Annotated in this window: 18 protein-coding genes; 2 read left to right on the top strand and 16 right to left on the bottom strand. The window is 35.2% G+C overall.

Going from position 1 to position 16,108, the window contains the following annotated elements; genetic code table 11:
* Positions 1-181: 181 nt before the first annotated feature.
* The 8 genes from AM499_RS16110 to rpsF form a co-directional block, all read right to left on the bottom strand.
* A complete protein-coding gene (locus tag AM499_RS16110; protein ID WP_053591153.1) occupies positions 182-1,468 on the bottom strand; it encodes an adenylosuccinate synthase in 1,287 nt (428 codons plus the stop codon).
* Positions 1,469-1,615: 147 nt separating this feature from the next.
* Positions 1,616-2,971 (bottom strand): replicative DNA helicase, encoded by a 1,356-nt coding sequence (gene dnaB, locus AM499_RS16105; protein ID WP_053591152.1) that lies wholly within the window; start codon positions 2,969-2,971, stop codon positions 1,616-1,618.
* Positions 2,972-2,983: 12 nt separating this feature from the next.
* A complete protein-coding gene (rplI, locus tag AM499_RS16100) occupies positions 2,984-3,433 on the bottom strand; it encodes a 50S ribosomal protein L9 (RefSeq protein ID WP_053591151.1) in 450 nt (149 codons plus the stop codon).
* Positions 3,430-5,355, bottom strand: a complete 1,926-nt coding sequence (locus AM499_RS16095) for a DHH family phosphoesterase (RefSeq protein ID WP_053592252.1) — start codon at positions 5,353-5,355, stop codon at positions 3,430-3,432. Before AM499_RS16095 ends, rplI begins: the two co-directional genes overlap by 4 nt.
* A gap of 63 nt (positions 5,356-5,418) precedes the next feature.
* Positions 5,419-6,360 carry a YybS family protein gene (locus AM499_RS16090; protein ID WP_053591150.1) on the bottom strand — a complete coding sequence of 314 codons (942 nt, stop codon included), beginning with the start codon at positions 6,358-6,360 and terminating at the stop codon, positions 5,419-5,421.
* Between the two features lie 142 nt (positions 6,361-6,502).
* On the bottom strand, positions 6,503-6,742 hold the full coding sequence (rpsR, locus tag AM499_RS16085) for a 30S ribosomal protein S18 (RefSeq protein ID WP_197275661.1): 240 nt from the start codon (positions 6,740-6,742) through the stop codon (positions 6,503-6,505).
* A gap of 44 nt (positions 6,743-6,786) precedes the next feature.
* A complete protein-coding gene (gene ssb / locus AM499_RS16080) occupies positions 6,787-7,290 on the bottom strand; it encodes a single-stranded DNA-binding protein (RefSeq protein WP_053591148.1) in 504 nt (167 codons plus the stop codon).
* Between the two features lie 43 nt (positions 7,291-7,333).
* A complete protein-coding gene (rpsF, locus tag AM499_RS16075) occupies positions 7,334-7,624 on the bottom strand; it encodes a 30S ribosomal protein S6 (protein ID WP_053591147.1) in 291 nt (96 codons plus the stop codon).
* A gap of 209 nt (positions 7,625-7,833) precedes the next feature.
* Between rpsF and AM499_RS16070 the strand changes: the two genes are divergently transcribed.
* Positions 7,834-8,394 (top strand): DUF3267 domain-containing protein, encoded by a 561-nt coding sequence (locus tag AM499_RS16070; RefSeq protein WP_197275567.1) that lies wholly within the window; start codon positions 7,834-7,836, stop codon positions 8,392-8,394.
* A 341-nt stretch (positions 8,395-8,735) separates the two neighbouring features.
* Here the strand turns inward: AM499_RS16070 and ychF are convergent, their stop codons facing one another.
* The 3 genes from ychF to AM499_RS16055 all read right to left on the bottom strand — a co-directional run bounded on the left by ychF (position 8,736) and on the right by AM499_RS16055 (position 10,994).
* Positions 8,736-9,836, bottom strand: coding sequence for a redox-regulated ATPase YchF (ychF, locus tag AM499_RS16065; protein WP_053591145.1), 1,101 nt, complete (start codon positions 9,834-9,836; stop codon positions 8,736-8,738).
* 88 nt (positions 9,837-9,924) lie between these two features.
* Positions 9,925-10,125, bottom strand: coding sequence for a DUF951 domain-containing protein (locus tag AM499_RS16060; RefSeq protein ID WP_053591144.1), 201 nt, complete (start codon positions 10,123-10,125; stop codon positions 9,925-9,927).
* A gap of 8 nt (positions 10,126-10,133) precedes the next feature.
* A complete protein-coding gene (locus tag AM499_RS16055) occupies positions 10,134-10,994 on the bottom strand; it encodes a mechanosensitive ion channel family protein (protein WP_053591143.1) in 861 nt (286 codons plus the stop codon).
* A 79-nt stretch (positions 10,995-11,073) separates the two neighbouring features.
* On the opposite strand from AM499_RS16055, the gene yyaC reads away from it, so the two are divergent.
* Positions 11,074-11,673 carry a spore protease YyaC gene (yyaC, locus tag AM499_RS16050; protein WP_053591142.1) on the top strand — a complete coding sequence of 200 codons (600 nt, stop codon included), beginning with the start codon at positions 11,074-11,076 and terminating at the stop codon, positions 11,671-11,673.
* On the opposite strand, the gene AM499_RS16045 is transcribed toward yyaC, so the two are convergent.
* The 5 genes from AM499_RS16045 to rsmG form a co-directional block, all read right to left on the bottom strand.
* On the bottom strand, positions 11,629-12,336 hold the full coding sequence (locus tag AM499_RS16045) for a DUF554 domain-containing protein (RefSeq protein ID WP_053591141.1): 708 nt from the start codon (positions 12,334-12,336) through the stop codon (positions 11,629-11,631). The two genes, yyaC and AM499_RS16045, sit on opposite strands and share 45 nt — an antisense overlap.
* A gap of 240 nt (positions 12,337-12,576) precedes the next feature.
* Positions 12,577-13,413, bottom strand: a complete 837-nt coding sequence (locus tag AM499_RS16040; RefSeq protein ID WP_053591140.1) for a ParB/RepB/Spo0J family partition protein — start codon at positions 13,411-13,413, stop codon at positions 12,577-12,579.
* Positions 13,406-14,167 carry a ParA family protein gene (locus AM499_RS16035; RefSeq protein WP_053591139.1) on the bottom strand — a complete coding sequence of 254 codons (762 nt, stop codon included), beginning with the start codon at positions 14,165-14,167 and terminating at the stop codon, positions 13,406-13,408. Before AM499_RS16035 ends, AM499_RS16040 begins: the two co-directional genes overlap by 8 nt.
* Before the next feature lie 137 nt (positions 14,168-14,304).
* Complete coding sequence (noc, locus tag AM499_RS16030) at positions 14,305-15,177, bottom strand: nucleoid occlusion protein (RefSeq protein ID WP_053591138.1); 873 nt, start codon at positions 15,175-15,177, stop codon at positions 14,305-14,307.
* A 202-nt stretch (positions 15,178-15,379) separates the two neighbouring features.
* A complete protein-coding gene (gene rsmG, locus AM499_RS16025; RefSeq protein ID WP_053591137.1) occupies positions 15,380-16,096 on the bottom strand; it encodes a 16S rRNA (guanine(527)-N(7))-methyltransferase RsmG in 717 nt (238 codons plus the stop codon).
* Positions 16,097-16,108 lie beyond the last annotated feature (12 nt).

Below are 16,108 nucleotides of genomic sequence, written 5' to 3'. Positions count from 1 at the left end.
TATATCTAATCTTTTACCAAAAAATCAGTATTTTATACATAATCTCTCATAGTCTTCTGTTATATTTGTCATAATAGAAGATTAAAAATTGATTCGTTTGGTATATTTCGACAAAAAAACTGCCAAGAAGATAAAAATCTTCTTGGCAGTTTCTAAAATATGGGCGTTTTAGAATTTCTTGTTAACGCCAAACACTAGAAATAATATTTGTTTGTGTACGATCTGGTCCTACTGAGAAGATAGAGATTGGTACACCTGTCAGCTGTGAAATACGCTCTAAATAATGACGAGCAGTTTCAGGTAGTTCATCAAGTGTTTTACATTTTGTAATATCTTCGCTCCAACCTGGTAGCTCTTCATATACTGGCTCACACTCTGCAAGAATGCGAAGATTAGCTGGGTATTCTGTAATTAATTCACCTTTGTATTTGTATGCAGTACAAAGTTTTACAGTTTTTAAACCAGTTAATACATCAATCGAGTTAACAGTCAAATCTGTTAATCCACTAACGCGACGAGCATGTCTAATAACTACCGTATCAAACCAACCAATACGACGTGGTCTTCCTGTAGTTGTTCCATATTCTTTACCAACTTCACGAATTTGACTACCAACTTCATCAAATAATTCTGTCGGGAACGGGCCATCTCCTACACGAGAAGTGTAAGCTTTACATACTCCAACAACATGTGAAATTTTTGTTGGACCTACACCAGCACCAATAGTTACCCCACCAGCCACTGGGTTAGAGGAGGTAACAAAAGGATATGTACCTTGGTCAATATCAAGCATAACACCTTGTGCGCCTTCAAATAATACACGACGGCCTTCATCTAAAGCGTCATTTAATACTTTTGAAGTATCTGTTACGTATTTTTCAATTTCTTGTCCATAGCCATAAAACTCTTCTAGAATTTCATCCACAGTGAACCCTTTTGTTTCATAAAACTTCTCGAACATTCTATTTTTTTCTTCTAAATTACGCTCTAATTTTTCTTTAAACACTTCGTAATCAAGTAAGTCTGCAATTCGAATACCAACACGTGCAGCTTTGTCCATATAAGCTGGACCAATCCCTTTACCAGTTGTCCCGATTTTATTTGCACCTCTACGTGCTTCTTCTACTTCATCTTGTTTCAAATGGTAGGGAAGAATTACGTGTGCACGATTAGAAATACGAAGGTTTTCTGTAGTGATTCCTCGATCATGTAAACCTTTAAGCTCTTTTACAAGTGCTCTTGGATCCACTACCATCCCATTTCCGATAACTGAGATTTTATCCTTGTAAAAAATACCGGAAGGAATAAGGTGAAGTTTGTATGTTTCTCCACCAAAAATAATTGTATGGCCCGCATTATTACCGCCTTGGTAACGTGCGATTACTTCTGAATTCTCGGAAAGAAAGTCTGTTATCTTCCCTTTACCTTCGTCTCCCCATTGTGTACCTACTACTACTACTGATGGCATTGCCAACACCTCCGTCAGACATTTTATATGTCCTGATTCAAACAGTGTAATTGTACCAAGCTATGGTCTCATAGTCAACCGATATTAGGTAAAAACACGAACATATAAATGTAATAAAACATTTATCGTTCGTGTTCTTACCATTTCTTATGCTGGAGGAGCTTGATGCTGACTCCAATCAATGTTAACAAATTTGTTAAATTCCTTCACAAACGCTAGAGTAACTGTACCAGTTGGACCGTTACGTTGTTTTGCAATGATAATTTCAATCATGTTTTGATTTTCTGTTTCTTTATCGTAATAATCTTCACGATACAAGAATGAAACAATATCTGCATCTTGCTCAATCGATCCAGATTCACGTAAATCGGACATCATTGGTCTCTTGTCTTGTCGCTGCTCCACACCACGAGAGAGCTGCGATAATGCAATAACAGGTACTTGTAGCTCCCTAGCTAGTCCTTTTAATGAACGTGAAATTTCTGATACCTCTTGCTGTCTATTGGCTTGGCTGCCGCCACTACCTTGGATTAGCTGCAAGTAATCAATTAGAATCATTCCTAAACCAGATTCTTGTTTTAATCTACGGCATTTGGAGCGTATTTCATTTACACGAATACCAGGGGTATCATCAATATATATTCCTGCATTCGATAAACTACCCATTGCCATTGTTAGTTTTCGCCAATCTTCCGTCGTTAAAGAGCCTGTACGTAATACTTGGGCATCTATATTTCCCTCTGCACAAAGTATACGCATAACTAACTGTTCAGCACCCATCTCTAGGCTAAAAATAGCTACATTTTCATCGGTTTTAGTTGCCACATTTTGCGCAACATTCAATGCGAATGCAGTTTTCCCTACGGATGGACGAGCTGCTACGATAATTAAATCATTTCGTTGGAATCCAGCAGTTATTTTATCTAAATCTCGGAATCCTGTTGGAATACCTGTAACATCGCCTTTTCTCGAATGAAGTTTTTCGATGTTATCATATGTTTCCACCAAAACGTCTTTAATATGCTGAAAATCACCAGCATTTTTTCTGTTGGCAACTTCCATCATTTTTCGTTCAGCCTCAGATAATAGGGCCTCAACTTCGTCTTCTCTTGTAAATCCATCTTCTACAATCGTTGTAGCCACTCGTATTAAACGGCGTAGGATAGATTTTTCTTCTACAATTTTTGCGTAATGTCCGATGTTTGCTGCTGTAGGTACTGCATTTGCTATCTCACTTATGTAAGAAATACCACCAACATCTTCTAATTCTTTTTTGGAAGATAGTTCTTCCGTTACGGTAACAACATCAATTGCTTTCCCTTGATCGCTTAAACGAAGCATCGTTTGGAAAATTTTCTGATGGGCTACTCGGAAAAAGTCTTCCGGCATTACTATTTCCGCTGCTGTTATTAACGCTTGCGGTTCTAAAAATATTGCTCCAATGACAGACTGCTCAGCTTCTTGGTTATGTGGTGGCACACGGTCCAATAATGGATCGCTCATTGACCTCTCTCCTTACGCTTCTTCTGTTACATGTACTTTTAAAGTAGCCACTACTTCGTGATGTAGTTTAACTGGAACATTTGTATAACCTAATGCACGAATTGCATCATCAAGCTCCATTTTACGTTTATCTATTTTAATTCCATGTGATTTTTCTAATTGTGCTGCGATTTGTTTTGTTGTTACTGAACCAAACAAACGTCCATCGTTACCAGACTTTGCTTTCAATTCAACTGTTAATTGTTCTAAACGTTCTTTTAACTTTTTCGCTTCAGCTAGTTCCTCTGCTGCTTCTTTTTCTGATTTTTTCTTTTGGCCTTCTAATGCACTAATTGCTGCTGCATTTGCTTCAACAGCAAGTTTATTTTTTAATAAAAAATTATGTGCATATCCATCAGCTACTTCTTTAACTTCACCTTTTTTACCTTTACCTTTTACATCTTTTAAAAATACTACTCTCATTCCCCTGTTCCTCCTTCTAATGTCTCTTCAATTGCTGTTTTTAGCATATTAATAGCTTCATCAATTGTCGCATTTTCTAGTTGGCACGCAGCATTGGTTAAATGACCACCACCGCTTAATCTTTCCATTATTAACTGTACATTTACGTCGCCTAGAGATCTTGCACTAATTCCAATAATTGAATCACTTCTATAACCAACTACAAACGAAGCTGATATATTATTCATTGTTAATAGAATATCTGCAGTTTGTGCTAGTAATACTTGGCTATAGGAAGCATTTTCTGCGCCATGCGCAATAGCAACACCTGGCTTAAAAAATTCTACTGTTTGAACAATTTTAGAACGTTCAATATACGTATCTATATCTTCTTTTAACAACCTTTGTACTAAAACAGTATCTGCACCTTGTGTTCGAAGATAAGACGCTGCTTCAAAGGTTCTAGCACCTGTACGAAGCGTGAAACTCTTAGTGTCTACAATTATTCCTGCAAGCATAGAGGTAGCTTCAAGCATTGTTATTTTTTCATTCTTCGGTTGGTATTCTATTAACTCTGTTACCAGTTCTGCCGTCGAGGATGCATATGGTTCCATATACACAAGTAAAGTATTGGAAATGAACTCCTCACCTCTTCGATGGTGATCAATAACAACTCTCTTTTCTGCTCTATTTAATAATTTTTCATCTATAACAAGACTAGGTTTATGTGTATCCACTACTACTAATAAAGTTTTATCGGTCATTCTATTAATAGCTTCTTCTGGACTAATAAAACGCTCAAAAAGCTCCGGTTTTCCTTTAATTTCATCCATTAATCGGAGAACACTTTTGTCTAATTCATTAAAATCGATTACTACATAACCTTCGACCTTATTCATTTGAGCCATTTTTCTAACCCCTACTGCTGCTCCAATGGCATCCATATCCGGCAACCTGTGGCCCATAACAAACACTTGATCACTATCCTGGATTAAATCACGAAGAGCATGTGAAATCACTCGCGCTCTTACACGTGTCCTTTTTTCTACGGGGTTTGTTTTTCCACCATAAAATTTTACTTTTCCATTTGGCTGTTTTATCGCTACTTGATCTCCTCCTCTTCCAAGTACTAGATCCAAGCTCGATTGTGATAGTTCTCCCAGTTCGACTAACGAAGTAGATCCCGCACCTACCCCTACACTTAACGTTAAGGAGAAGCCAAATTTAGAAGTTGTTTCTCGTATATCATCTAATATAGAGAATTTATTTTTTTCTAGCTCTACGAGAATTGATTCATTGAATACAGCTAAGAAGCGATCAGAGGAAATTCTTTTTACGTATATACCGTACTTAGCTCCCCAGTCATTTACACAAGAAGTAACAATACTATTTAACTGTCCTCTTGTTTGATCGTCCATACCTTGTGCGATTTCATCGTAATTATCGATGTAGAGAACAGCAATAACCGTTCTATCTCCGTAATACAACGATTCAATTTCTACTTGTTCTGTTATATCAAAGAAGTATAGTAATTTTTCTTCCGCCTTATAAAATACTTTATAATCATTGTTATCTAAGGAAATCGTAATCTCTTTCGAATCCTCTTGCTTAATAAGCTGTTGAAAGTCTTTTGATATAGACAGAAGCTCTTCACCAATAATCGTATCGAACGGAAGCTTTTGAGTCATATAGGGATTTGCCCATTCAATGATATATTGATCATTTATCAATAATATACCGATTGGCATTTCGAGCAATGCTTCTTCTCCGACTTTTTTCATGCGATAAGATAGGGTTTCGATATGTCTTTCCGTTTCTTCGTAAACCCGCTTTTCTAAAATCCATCCATATATAGATACTCCAATAACTAATAAAGCGAATAATAACCCAACGATTAAATTGTTAGACAGGAGTAAATAAGATGCAACCCCTCCGAGAAGCATAAACAAAATGAGTGGATATCGAATTGGTCGTTTTCTAAAAAAAGACGCCACCTGATCAGCTCCTTATTTTTTGTGCCTGCCTTGTAAATAACTTCTCAAATTAAATCCTAAGTCAAAAACACCTAGTATAATGGTAAACGTAAATAACGGTATGGCTAAAAATGTTCCAAGAATTGCCGTCCACCTTGGATAGCCTTGTAAATGAAAATAATAGTGAATCAATGAAACCCCTTGTAAAAACAAAAGAGCTCGCAAAATAAACATAGCGTTAACCGTTGCCATATACCCAAATGATCCAATCTCATAAGAAATGATCAAGGTTAAAATAGATACGATTAAATAATACCATAACACCGCTTTAGGTAGTTTAAAATGCATAAACTTTGGAAACTTAGGTACTTTTACTTTCAGCTTCTTTAATAAAGATAAGTTAATGGTCAAATAGATGAACGCAACGATAAACATTGTTGCAATAAAATAAGACGGCATCATCATTTTGAATGCTAATAATGCATCTGCTACCCGTTCATCATAGTCCTTTGGTAACTGTCCAACAGAAGCCATTATTTTTTCTACTTGGTCGTAGTATATTTTAAAGGCTTCAAAAAATTGCTCAACAACATTAATATTTAGAAATAAAATAGATATTATGTATTGTATCGCAGACATGAGCAATACAAAAATTCCCGAAAACATGAATATATATAGTTTTGATTTATTAGTCCTAATAGAATCTCCGATGATCAACCCTAGTGGTGCCGCAGTTACCGCAAATATTAAACCTAAAATACCACCGATAATAATGGAGATAACTATTCCAATTAACGTTACATATACTGCATATTTTCTTTCAAACTTAGCGCTAAACCAAGCAATTGGTAAGGGCGCAATTAATGAAGTGATCAATGTTAGAAAAGGAACATACACGGACATTGCTAAAAGGATAGCAAATAGTGCAATAATCATTGCTCCATATGTTAAATAGCTTGTCTGATTTTTTTGCATGAGGGACCTTCCTTTGTTGTAATCATCTTTTCATTGTAACAGATTTCTTCTTACAACTAAATTTCTTTTGTTCGGCCTAGAAATAATAGGTAATTTAACAATAAAAAAAAGACCGGTTTCCCGGTCCTTATATTTTTTAAACTTATCTCTCTTCAGAAGTAAATGGTAGTAATGCCATTATACGAGATACTTTGATAGCTCTTGTTAACTTACGTTGGTACTTCGCGCTAGTTCCTGTCACACGACGTGGAAGAATTTTTCCACGTTCTGACACGAATTTTTTCAACAAATCTACATCTTTATAATCAATGTGTGTAATGTTGTTAGCTGTGAAGTAACAAACTTTACGGCGTCTTTTGCCTCCGCGACGTGGTGCCATAATAGGTTGCCTCCTTTTCGATTAAAGTAAAAGTGTATGAAGTCCTTTTAAAACGGTAGATCGTCATCCGATACTTCGATTGGCCCGCTACTGTTTGCAAATGGATCTTCGTCTACACGTGTATAATTTTGCTGATTCATTGGTTGGTTTTGCTGATATGTCGGATATGGATTTTGCTGTTGTCCACCACCAAACGATTGTCCGCCTTGGCTACGGTCTCCAGAACTACTATTACGTGGTTCTAAAAACTGTACGCTGTCTGCAACAACATCAGTAGTATAAACACGTTTACCATCTTGTCCTTCATAACTGCCTGTTTGAATACGCCCTTCAACACCTGCTAAACTTCCCTTTTTCAAGAAGTTAGCTGTGTTTTCCGCTTGCTTTCTCCAAACGACACAGTTGATAAAATCAGCTTCTCTTTCACCCTGTTGGTTGGAGAATGTTCGATTTACAGCTAGTGTAAATCTTGCCATTGCAACACCACTTGGTGTATAGCGAAGTTCCGGATCTTTTGTTAGTCTTCCAACTAAAACGACACGGTTAATCATCAGTGTTCAACCTCCCTCTCTCAGCTTTTGTTAGTCGATTTTATTATTTATCGTCGATACGAACAGCAATGTGACGGATAATGTCTTCATTGATGTTAGCTAAACGAGTGTATTCATCGATTGCTTGAGAATCAGCGTTTGCTTTAACGATTTGGTAGTAACCTTCACGTAAGTCATTGATTTCATAAGCTAAGCGGCGTTTGCCCCACTCTTTTGATTCGATGATTTCTGCACCATTTGAAGTTAAGATTTCGTTGAAACGCTCAACTAAAGCTTTCTTCGCATCTTCTTCAATTGTTGGTTGAATAATGTACATTAATTCGTACTTTCTCATCTATTTACACCTCCCTATGGTCTTTGGCCGACTGCTTACAGCCGACAAGGAGCAAGTAATGTTATTACTCACATCAATGAATTGTAACACAAATTATTTTTTATATCAAGATTCATTACCAATCTTTTCACATTTCCTGTATATTTATTTTAACGTTAGTGAAAGGACGTAAAAAAGTCCATAGTGTATTTAACTCGGAGGCGTTGATCATGGAAAATAAAGAGGATATCTTAACCATTATTGATACCGATTTAAAAAAAGTTGCTTGGTTTAGTCTGATAATAACTGTACTCTTATCGATTTTAGGATTAGTTATTTATAGTTGGTTACACGATGGCTTCAACATAAATTTTTCAATTGTAGATTTACTATTATTTTTTTTAGGTTATGCGTTGTTAATTGTTTTCCATGAATGTTTTCATTTAATTGGTTTCTGGTTTTTCGGGAAAGCCCCATGGAGCAGTATGGATTACGGCGTCAATCTTAAACTGGGTATTGCCTATGCAACAACCAATTTACCTATTGTAAATAGTGCAATGAAAAAAGCATTATTACTTCCTTTTTGGATGACAGGAGTCCTTCCCATGGTTCTCGGATACTGGGTAGAATCACCAGGATTAGTCTTATTAGGAGCATGGTTAGTTGCAGGTGCTGCCGGAGACTTTGCTATGTATAAAGAATTAATAAAATATCCAGCTCATCTGCTTATAAAAGATGATCCTGCAGAGCCGAAGTTATACGTATTAAACAGCAAAAAATCAGAGCAGTAAATAAGCTGACATCTAGATACCTTTTGTCATTTTATGTATTTACCAGGTCAATCATCAATCCCTAACTGTTCACGTTCAGTTTTGATTCCTTGTGATTATCTGTTTTATGTAGAGCCTTATTTTATATAATTATATAATTACTCAATATATTATTGATTGGAGCGAAGGCGGCGACTCCAGCGGGAAAAGCGGGACAGACGAGACCCTGGACTGAGCTTTGCGAAGGAAGCGGCTCGGCCCCGTCCGTGGAAAGCGTCTGCCGGGAGCGGAAATCAACAACTCTATTTATCATAGTTTTTATTGAAAAAAACAGGTCAGCATGTTAGCTGACCTGTTTTATATTATACGTTAAAACGGAACAACATTACGTCTCCATCTTGTACTACATATTCTTTACCTTCTAAACGAACCTTACCTGCTTCTTTGGCTAATGCCATGGAGCCAGTTGCAACTAAATCATCGTAAGCAACTGTTTCTGCACGGATAAACCCTTTTTCAAAATCCGAATGGATAACTCCTGCACATTGAGGAGCCTTCATACCTTTACGGAATGTCCAAGCACGTACTTCCTGTACACCTGCAGTGAAGTATGTAGCAAGGCCAAGAAGTGAATAGGATGCTTTGATTAATTGATCTAAGCCAGATTCCTCAATACCTAACTCTTCTAGGAACATAGATTTTTCATCATCCTCTAGAGCAGCCATTTCTTCTTCAATTTTTGCACAAATAACGATAACTTGTGCTCCTTCTTCTGCTGCAAATTCACGCACTTTTTGTACATATTCATTTTCATCTGCTGCCATAATATCGTCTTCTGATACATTGGCAACGTATAATATTGGTTTTATCGTTAATAGATGAAGTCCCTTTACAACTCGAAGTTCCTCTTCTGTGAAATCAACAGATCTACCTGGTTTTCCTTCTTCAAAAGCTTCTTTTAAACGTGTTAAAATAGGTTCTTCCACCATTGCATCTTTATCTTTTTGTTTCGCCATTTTAACAACTCGTGCCAAACGCTTATCAACACTTTCTAAGTCTGCTAAAATTAATTCCAAATTAATAACTTCAATATCCGCGATAGGGTCTACTTTTCCTGAAACATGCGTAATATTATCATCTTGGAAGCAACGAACTACTTGGCAAATGGCATCTACTTCTCTAATATGGGCTAAGAACTTGTTTCCAAGACCTTCCCCTTTACTTGCACCAGCTACAATTCCAGCAATATCTGTAAATTCAAATGCCGTTGGAACAGTTTTCTTTGGTACTACTAATTCAGTTAATTTATCTAAACGAGCATCAGGAACTTCAACAATCCCTACGTTTGGATCAATTGTAGCGAATGGATAGTTTGCAGCAAGTGCTCCTGCTTTTGTTATTGCATTAAATAGTGTAGATTTTCCTACGTTCGGTAATCCTACGATTCCTGCAGTTAATGCCATGTATGGTCACAACCCTTCTATTTTCTAAACCAACAAAAATTATATATAACCTGTTCATTATATTGATTTTAACGCTAAAAGTCTATCCTTACTCCGTATCAGCTTGCACTAATAGTTTTTTCATCTTTTTCTCAAATTCTTTTCGTGGAATCATTACACTATGCTGACAACCTTCACATTTTATACGAATATCTGCCCCCATACGAATGATTTTCCACGCATTCGTGCCACAAGGATGTTGTTTTTTCATTTCGACAATATCATTTAATTGAAATTTTTTACTATCCATTTGAACACCTACTCTTTTTTACTTTGGTATAAAACCATTTTTGGATAAGGAATTTCAATCCCCTTTTCATCGAGGTAATTCTTTATATCTCTACGGATATTTCTTGCAACTCCATGTTGTTGATTAGGTAGAGTTTCTGCAACAACTCTTAATATTACTTCGGTTGCTGCCACATTCTGCACTCCAAGTAAATCTGGAACCTTTACCAGCTCCTCGTATTTACTAGGTAAATCTTGTAAGAATTCTCTAATCATATTTTCTACTGATTGAATATCGGATTCGTAAGAGATGCTAATATCTATTAAAGCTAATGAATTATAAATGGAGTAATTGATAACTTCTGAAATATTCCCATTTGGAATAATATGCAATTCTCCTGTATAACTTTTTACTTTCGTTGTTCTTAGGCCAATTTCTAGCACTACCCCTGTAGATTGCCCAATCATCACTTGATCACCAACAGCAAACTGATCTTCAAATACTATAAAAAAACCTGTGATAACGTCTTTTACTAAACTCTGTGCACCAAACCCTACTGCTAGACCAAGAATACCTGCCCCCGCTAATAATCCTGCTACATTAATATTAAAGGTCGATAATACTGCTAAGATTGCCGTAAAATAAACGGCATAAGCTAGTATATTTTGAAGCAACTTCAATAAAGTATTTTGTCTACGTTCAGAATATGCTAATGGACTTCTTTCTCTTACGGAAAACACTCTCTTAAGGAGCCTCTTCCCAACTCTCACCACAATAGCTGAAGCAATCAATATAAAGATTACTTTCAAAGCTATTAATCCAAGATTTATCCAAGTTTCTTCATTTAATATTAATTTTTTTAAATATGTGTATGATACTTCTGTGTTCATATTATTCTTTATGTCACCTTTCTGAATAAATAGTTTCTTATTTACATATACTGTTTTAAAAAAGAAAGTGAGTCTCTATATGAATTTTCAAGCAGCAGAGATAAAAGAATCATCTACTATCAATTATAAAGAAACAGGCGTTGTATGGAAACTAAGCAACTTTTTCTTAGATCAAATACCTTTTGAACATCCAAACTTAGTTTTTTGTTGCATTGGAACTGATCGTTCAACAGGAGATGCACTCGGACCAATGACAGGCTCTTTCTTAACACAGCTTTCTTCTTTTCCTTTTCAGATTGTTGGAACACTCGACAATCCATTACACGCTTTAAATATTGAGGAAATAACACAAGAATTACTTGATTCCCCATCGAAACCTTTTATTATCGCCATTGATGCTTGTCTTGGCAATTCAGGGAACATCGGTCAAATAATTGTACATCCAGGTCCCTTATATCCAGGAAAAGCAGTTAAAAAAGAATTACCACCTATCGGTGAGATTTCCATTAAAGCAGTCGTAAATATTGGAGGCTTTATGGAATATAATGTACTACAAAGCACGCGTCTAAACATAACATTTGAAATGGGTAAAGTTATTTCACGCGCACTTTTACTCGCATGGCATAGATATAATTTAAAAATTATAAATAAAAGTAACAGCAATCGCAACTATAACTAAGCTAGGCAGTAAATTTGCTACTCTAATTTTTGTTAATCCAAGTAGATTTAATCCTATAGCTATAATCATTATCCCTCCAGTTGCTGTCATTTCTTGAATAAATAATTCAAGTGCAGCTTCTGGAATTAATTTTGTTATCTGAGTAGCGAATAATGCAATTGCACCTTGATATACTGCTACTGGAATGGCTGAGAGTAAGACACCAATCCCTAGTGTTGCAGAAAGTATAATAGATGTAAAACCATCTATTATTCCCTTACTAATTAACAATTCATGGTCATTTTGAAGTCCGCTATTTAATGCTCCAAGTACTCCCATTGCTCCGATGACAAATATTAATGTACCAGTAACAAATCCTTGTGCAATACTGCCTCCCTCGGCAGTTTTAGACCCAAATTTTTGTTCTATGTATTTGCCTAATTTATTTAACCATTTGTCTATGTCAATCCATTCTCCAATTACTCCACCGAATACTAAACAAATAATAATAAGTACAAAATTAGTACTCTCCAAGCCCATTTGAATCCCTAAAACGACTACTGCTATCCCGATCGCATACATTACAGTCTGCTTCATATTTTCAGGAATATTTCTTAAAAACCTACCTATTATTGCACCCACTATTATTAATAGTGCATTAACAATAGTTCCTAGTAAAACCATATCTATTTCCTCATTCCTTCTTCTCGAATTGGAAGAGCTTAATGTCTATTAATAATGACTCTGTTATTTCTAATTTATGATATGAAGAATGATGCTGTAGGCACAATGCACATAGACTCTAAAGGGCTAATCGTCGCCCCTTTAGGAAATCTGTACATTACAACAGAGAAGCTTCAAAAATATAAAATGCTAATCTATTAAAAGCACAACCTATTTCTAGATACTAGAAATAGGTTGAATTTAATCTTCTAATAGTTGTAATATTCTTTCTAAATCATCCTCAGAAAAAAATTCAATCTCTATTTTACCTTTGTTTTTGTTTTTAACAATAGAGACTGGAGTTCCGAATATTTCTCTTAATTCTGATTCTTTTTCAATAGTAAAGATATCCTTTTTTACAGTAGGTTTTGTTTCACGTGGAACATTCTCATTTAAGCGTTGTACGAGTGCTTCTAATTGTCTAACATTTAAATTTTCTTTTAATGTTTTTAACATGATTAAAGGAATATTCTTTTTCTTTTTTAATCCTAATAGCGCCTTACCGTGTCCCATAGATAGTTCACCATTTGTAATTGCATTTCTTACCTCTTCAGGAAGTGATAACAATCTGATGTGATTAGCGATATGAGGACGGCTTTTACCTAATCTAAAAGCAAGCTGTTCCTGCGTTAAATTTAGGTTTTCCATTAAGTTTTGATAGGCTTCTGCCTCTTCTATAGGTGTTAAATCTTCTCTTTGTAGATTTTCTAATATTGCTATTTCCATCATTTGCTGATCATTTAATTCACGAATGACAGCAGGTATTTCATCTTGACCAGCTAGTTCAGACGCTCGAAATCTTCTTTCCCCAACGACAATTTCATATTTTGAGCCTTTTTTACGTAAGATGATTGGCTGTAATACACCATGTTCTTTTATGGATTCAGAAAGATCTTTCATTGCTTCTTCATCAAAAATTTTTCTTGGTTGATATGGGTTAGGTTTAATTTTATCTAAACTAATTTTATCTACTTTTTCAGCTTTCAAATCTTCCTCTGGAAAAAATGCATTTAGTCCTTTACCCAATGCTTTAGCCATTACGAATCACTTCCTTCGCTAAATCTAAGTATACTTCTGCTCCCCGAGACTTTGGATCATAAATTATTATCGGTTCTCCGTGACTTGGTGCTTCACTCAATCGAACATTTCTAGGTATGATCGTCTTGTATACTTTCTCTTGGAAGTATTTTTTAACTTCTTCAATTACTTGAATACCTAAATTTGTTCGTGCATCAAACATAGTCAATAGAACTCCATCTATTTCTAAGTTTTTATTTAAGTGTTTCTGTACTAGTCTAATCGTACTTAAAAGTTGGCTTAACCCTTCTAATGCGTAAAACTCACATTGAACAGGAATAATAATAGCATCGGAGGCAGTTAGAGAATTAATCGTTAATAACCCTAATGATGGTGGACAATCAATGATGATATATTCATATTTGTCTTTTACCTCTTGTAGGGCTCTTTTTAATCTTACTTCCCTTGAAATAGTTGAAACGAGCTCTATTTCTGCACCTGCCAAAGATATAGTAGCGGGAACAATATGTAAATTTTCCACTTTTGTTTCCTGTATTGTCTCTAAAACGCTAACGTCATCTATTAATACATCATATATACACTGATTTACATCGCCTTTGTTTACCCCAACTCCACTAGAAGCATTTCCTTGTGGATCAATATCGACAAGTAATACCTTTTTTCCTAAATAAGCAAGGCAGGCACTTAAGTTTACGGATGTAGTAGTCTTTCCTACACCACCTTTTTGATTGGCTATTGCAATAATTCTTCCCACTCTTGCACCCTCTTCTTCTCGTTTTATATTACTCTATTTACATTCTATCAAATTTCAATGAAATTTGGGTGTTATTCTTGTTACAAAAAAAAAACTCTCACATTTAGTTGAGAGAGTTTAAGTAAAATATAAATATATTATGATTTCTTTTTAGGTATTTTTACTGTAATTTGATAAAATTCTTCGGTATCTTCTTCTTCTGTTTTAATACTAATACCACTTTTAGTTACCATAGACAATGAGTGTTTAATCGTATTCAATGCTATTCGAACATCTTTACTAATAGCCTTACGTTTAGGCTTAGGAGTTTTTTTAATATCCTTACTTGGTGGATTTAATATTTGCTCCACATGCTCTTCTAGTTGCTTTACATTCCAATGATTTTCTATAGAAGTATTCATTAACTCTATTTGCATTTCTTTTTCTTTAATTTGCATTAAAGCACGAGCATGCCTTTCAGAAAGATCTTTCCTCATAATTGCTTGTTGAACTTCCTCAGGTAATTTTAACAATCTTAGTTTATTTGCAACAGTTGATTGTCCTTTCCCTAAACGCTGTGCTAATGCCTCTTGGGTTATTTCATGCAACTTTAATAATTTTTGATAAGCAACAGCTTCTTCTATTGCCGTTAACTCTTCACGTTGTAAGTTTTCTATTAATGCAATAGAAGCTGTTTCTTTGTCATTTAAATTACGAACTATTGCTGGTACCTCTGTCCATTGAAGCTTTGACATAGCTCTAAATCTACGTTCACCAGCAATAATTTCGTATTTATCGTCATCCATCTTTCTAATAACGATTGGTTGAATAACACCATGTGTATGAATAGTTCTAGCCAGCTCTTCAATTTTATCATCATCAAAAACTGTTCTAGGCTGGTATCTATTCGGCACAATCTTATCAATCGCAATATTAACTACTTCTTCAATATGACTTTGTGGTTGTTCCACAATTTCATCTTGTCCTTGCTTTTCGGAACTTCCAAAAAAACGAGAAAAAGGACTTTTCATCTAACAAGCACCACCTTTTCGAAACTCTATACGCTAAATATTCACTATATAAAACTACAATACTATAAATGTTTCACGTGGAACGTTCCTCAATCAAATACGCCCTGACGTATTTGGCATATATTTTGTAAGCAGCTTGATCAATGTACTTACTTACAAAATATATGGCATCCGCCGGAAGTTTTAACCTTTTGAAAAAAGATTAAATAATAGGTGTTTTGTTTGGAATACCAGGTTTTCGAGGGTATCTTTTCGGTGTGCTTTTTGTTTTAGAAAAGACATACAACGTTCTTTCACTGTCTTCAATCGGTAAAAGAAAGGAATACTCTGCGATTTTCTCTGCACCTAATACTTGAAGTGCCTTTTTAGCATCATTTAATTCGTCTAATGCACTCGCTGCTTTCATTGCTATAAATCTTCCATCTACCTTTACTAACGGGATGCATAGTTCTGCGAGAACCGATAATCTTGCAACTGCTCTAGCAGTAACAATATCATAATTTTCTCTATGTTCGGTTTTTTGACCAAATTCTTCTGCTCGTGCATGGACGAAATTTACGTTTGTTAAATTAAGTTCCTTGCTGAGATGAGTTAAAAACTGGATTCTTTTATTTAGTGAATCAACAATTGTAACTTTTAAATTTGGAAAACAAATCTTTAAAGGAATACTAGGAAACCCGGCTCCTGCTCCTACATCACAGACGGAGAAAGAACCAGTAAAATCTTCATAAAAAGATGCACTAATAGAATCAAAAAAATGTTTTAAATATACAGATGGTTCATCCGTTATAGCGGTTAAATTCATTTTTTCATTCCATTCAACAAGTATTTCAAAATATTTTCTAAATTGTTGTACTTGCTCTGTTGTAAGTTCAATTCCTTTTTCGTGAAGGGCTTGAATAAATTGTTCCTCGTTCATGAAGTTCTCCTT

Source organism: Bacillus sp. FJAT-22090 (assembly GCF_001278755.1).
GTDB lineage: Bacteria > Bacillota > Bacilli > Bacillales_A > Planococcaceae > Psychrobacillus.
The sequence above is the reverse complement of the archived record's forward strand: the minus strand, read 5'-3'. Positions and strand labels throughout refer to the sequence as shown.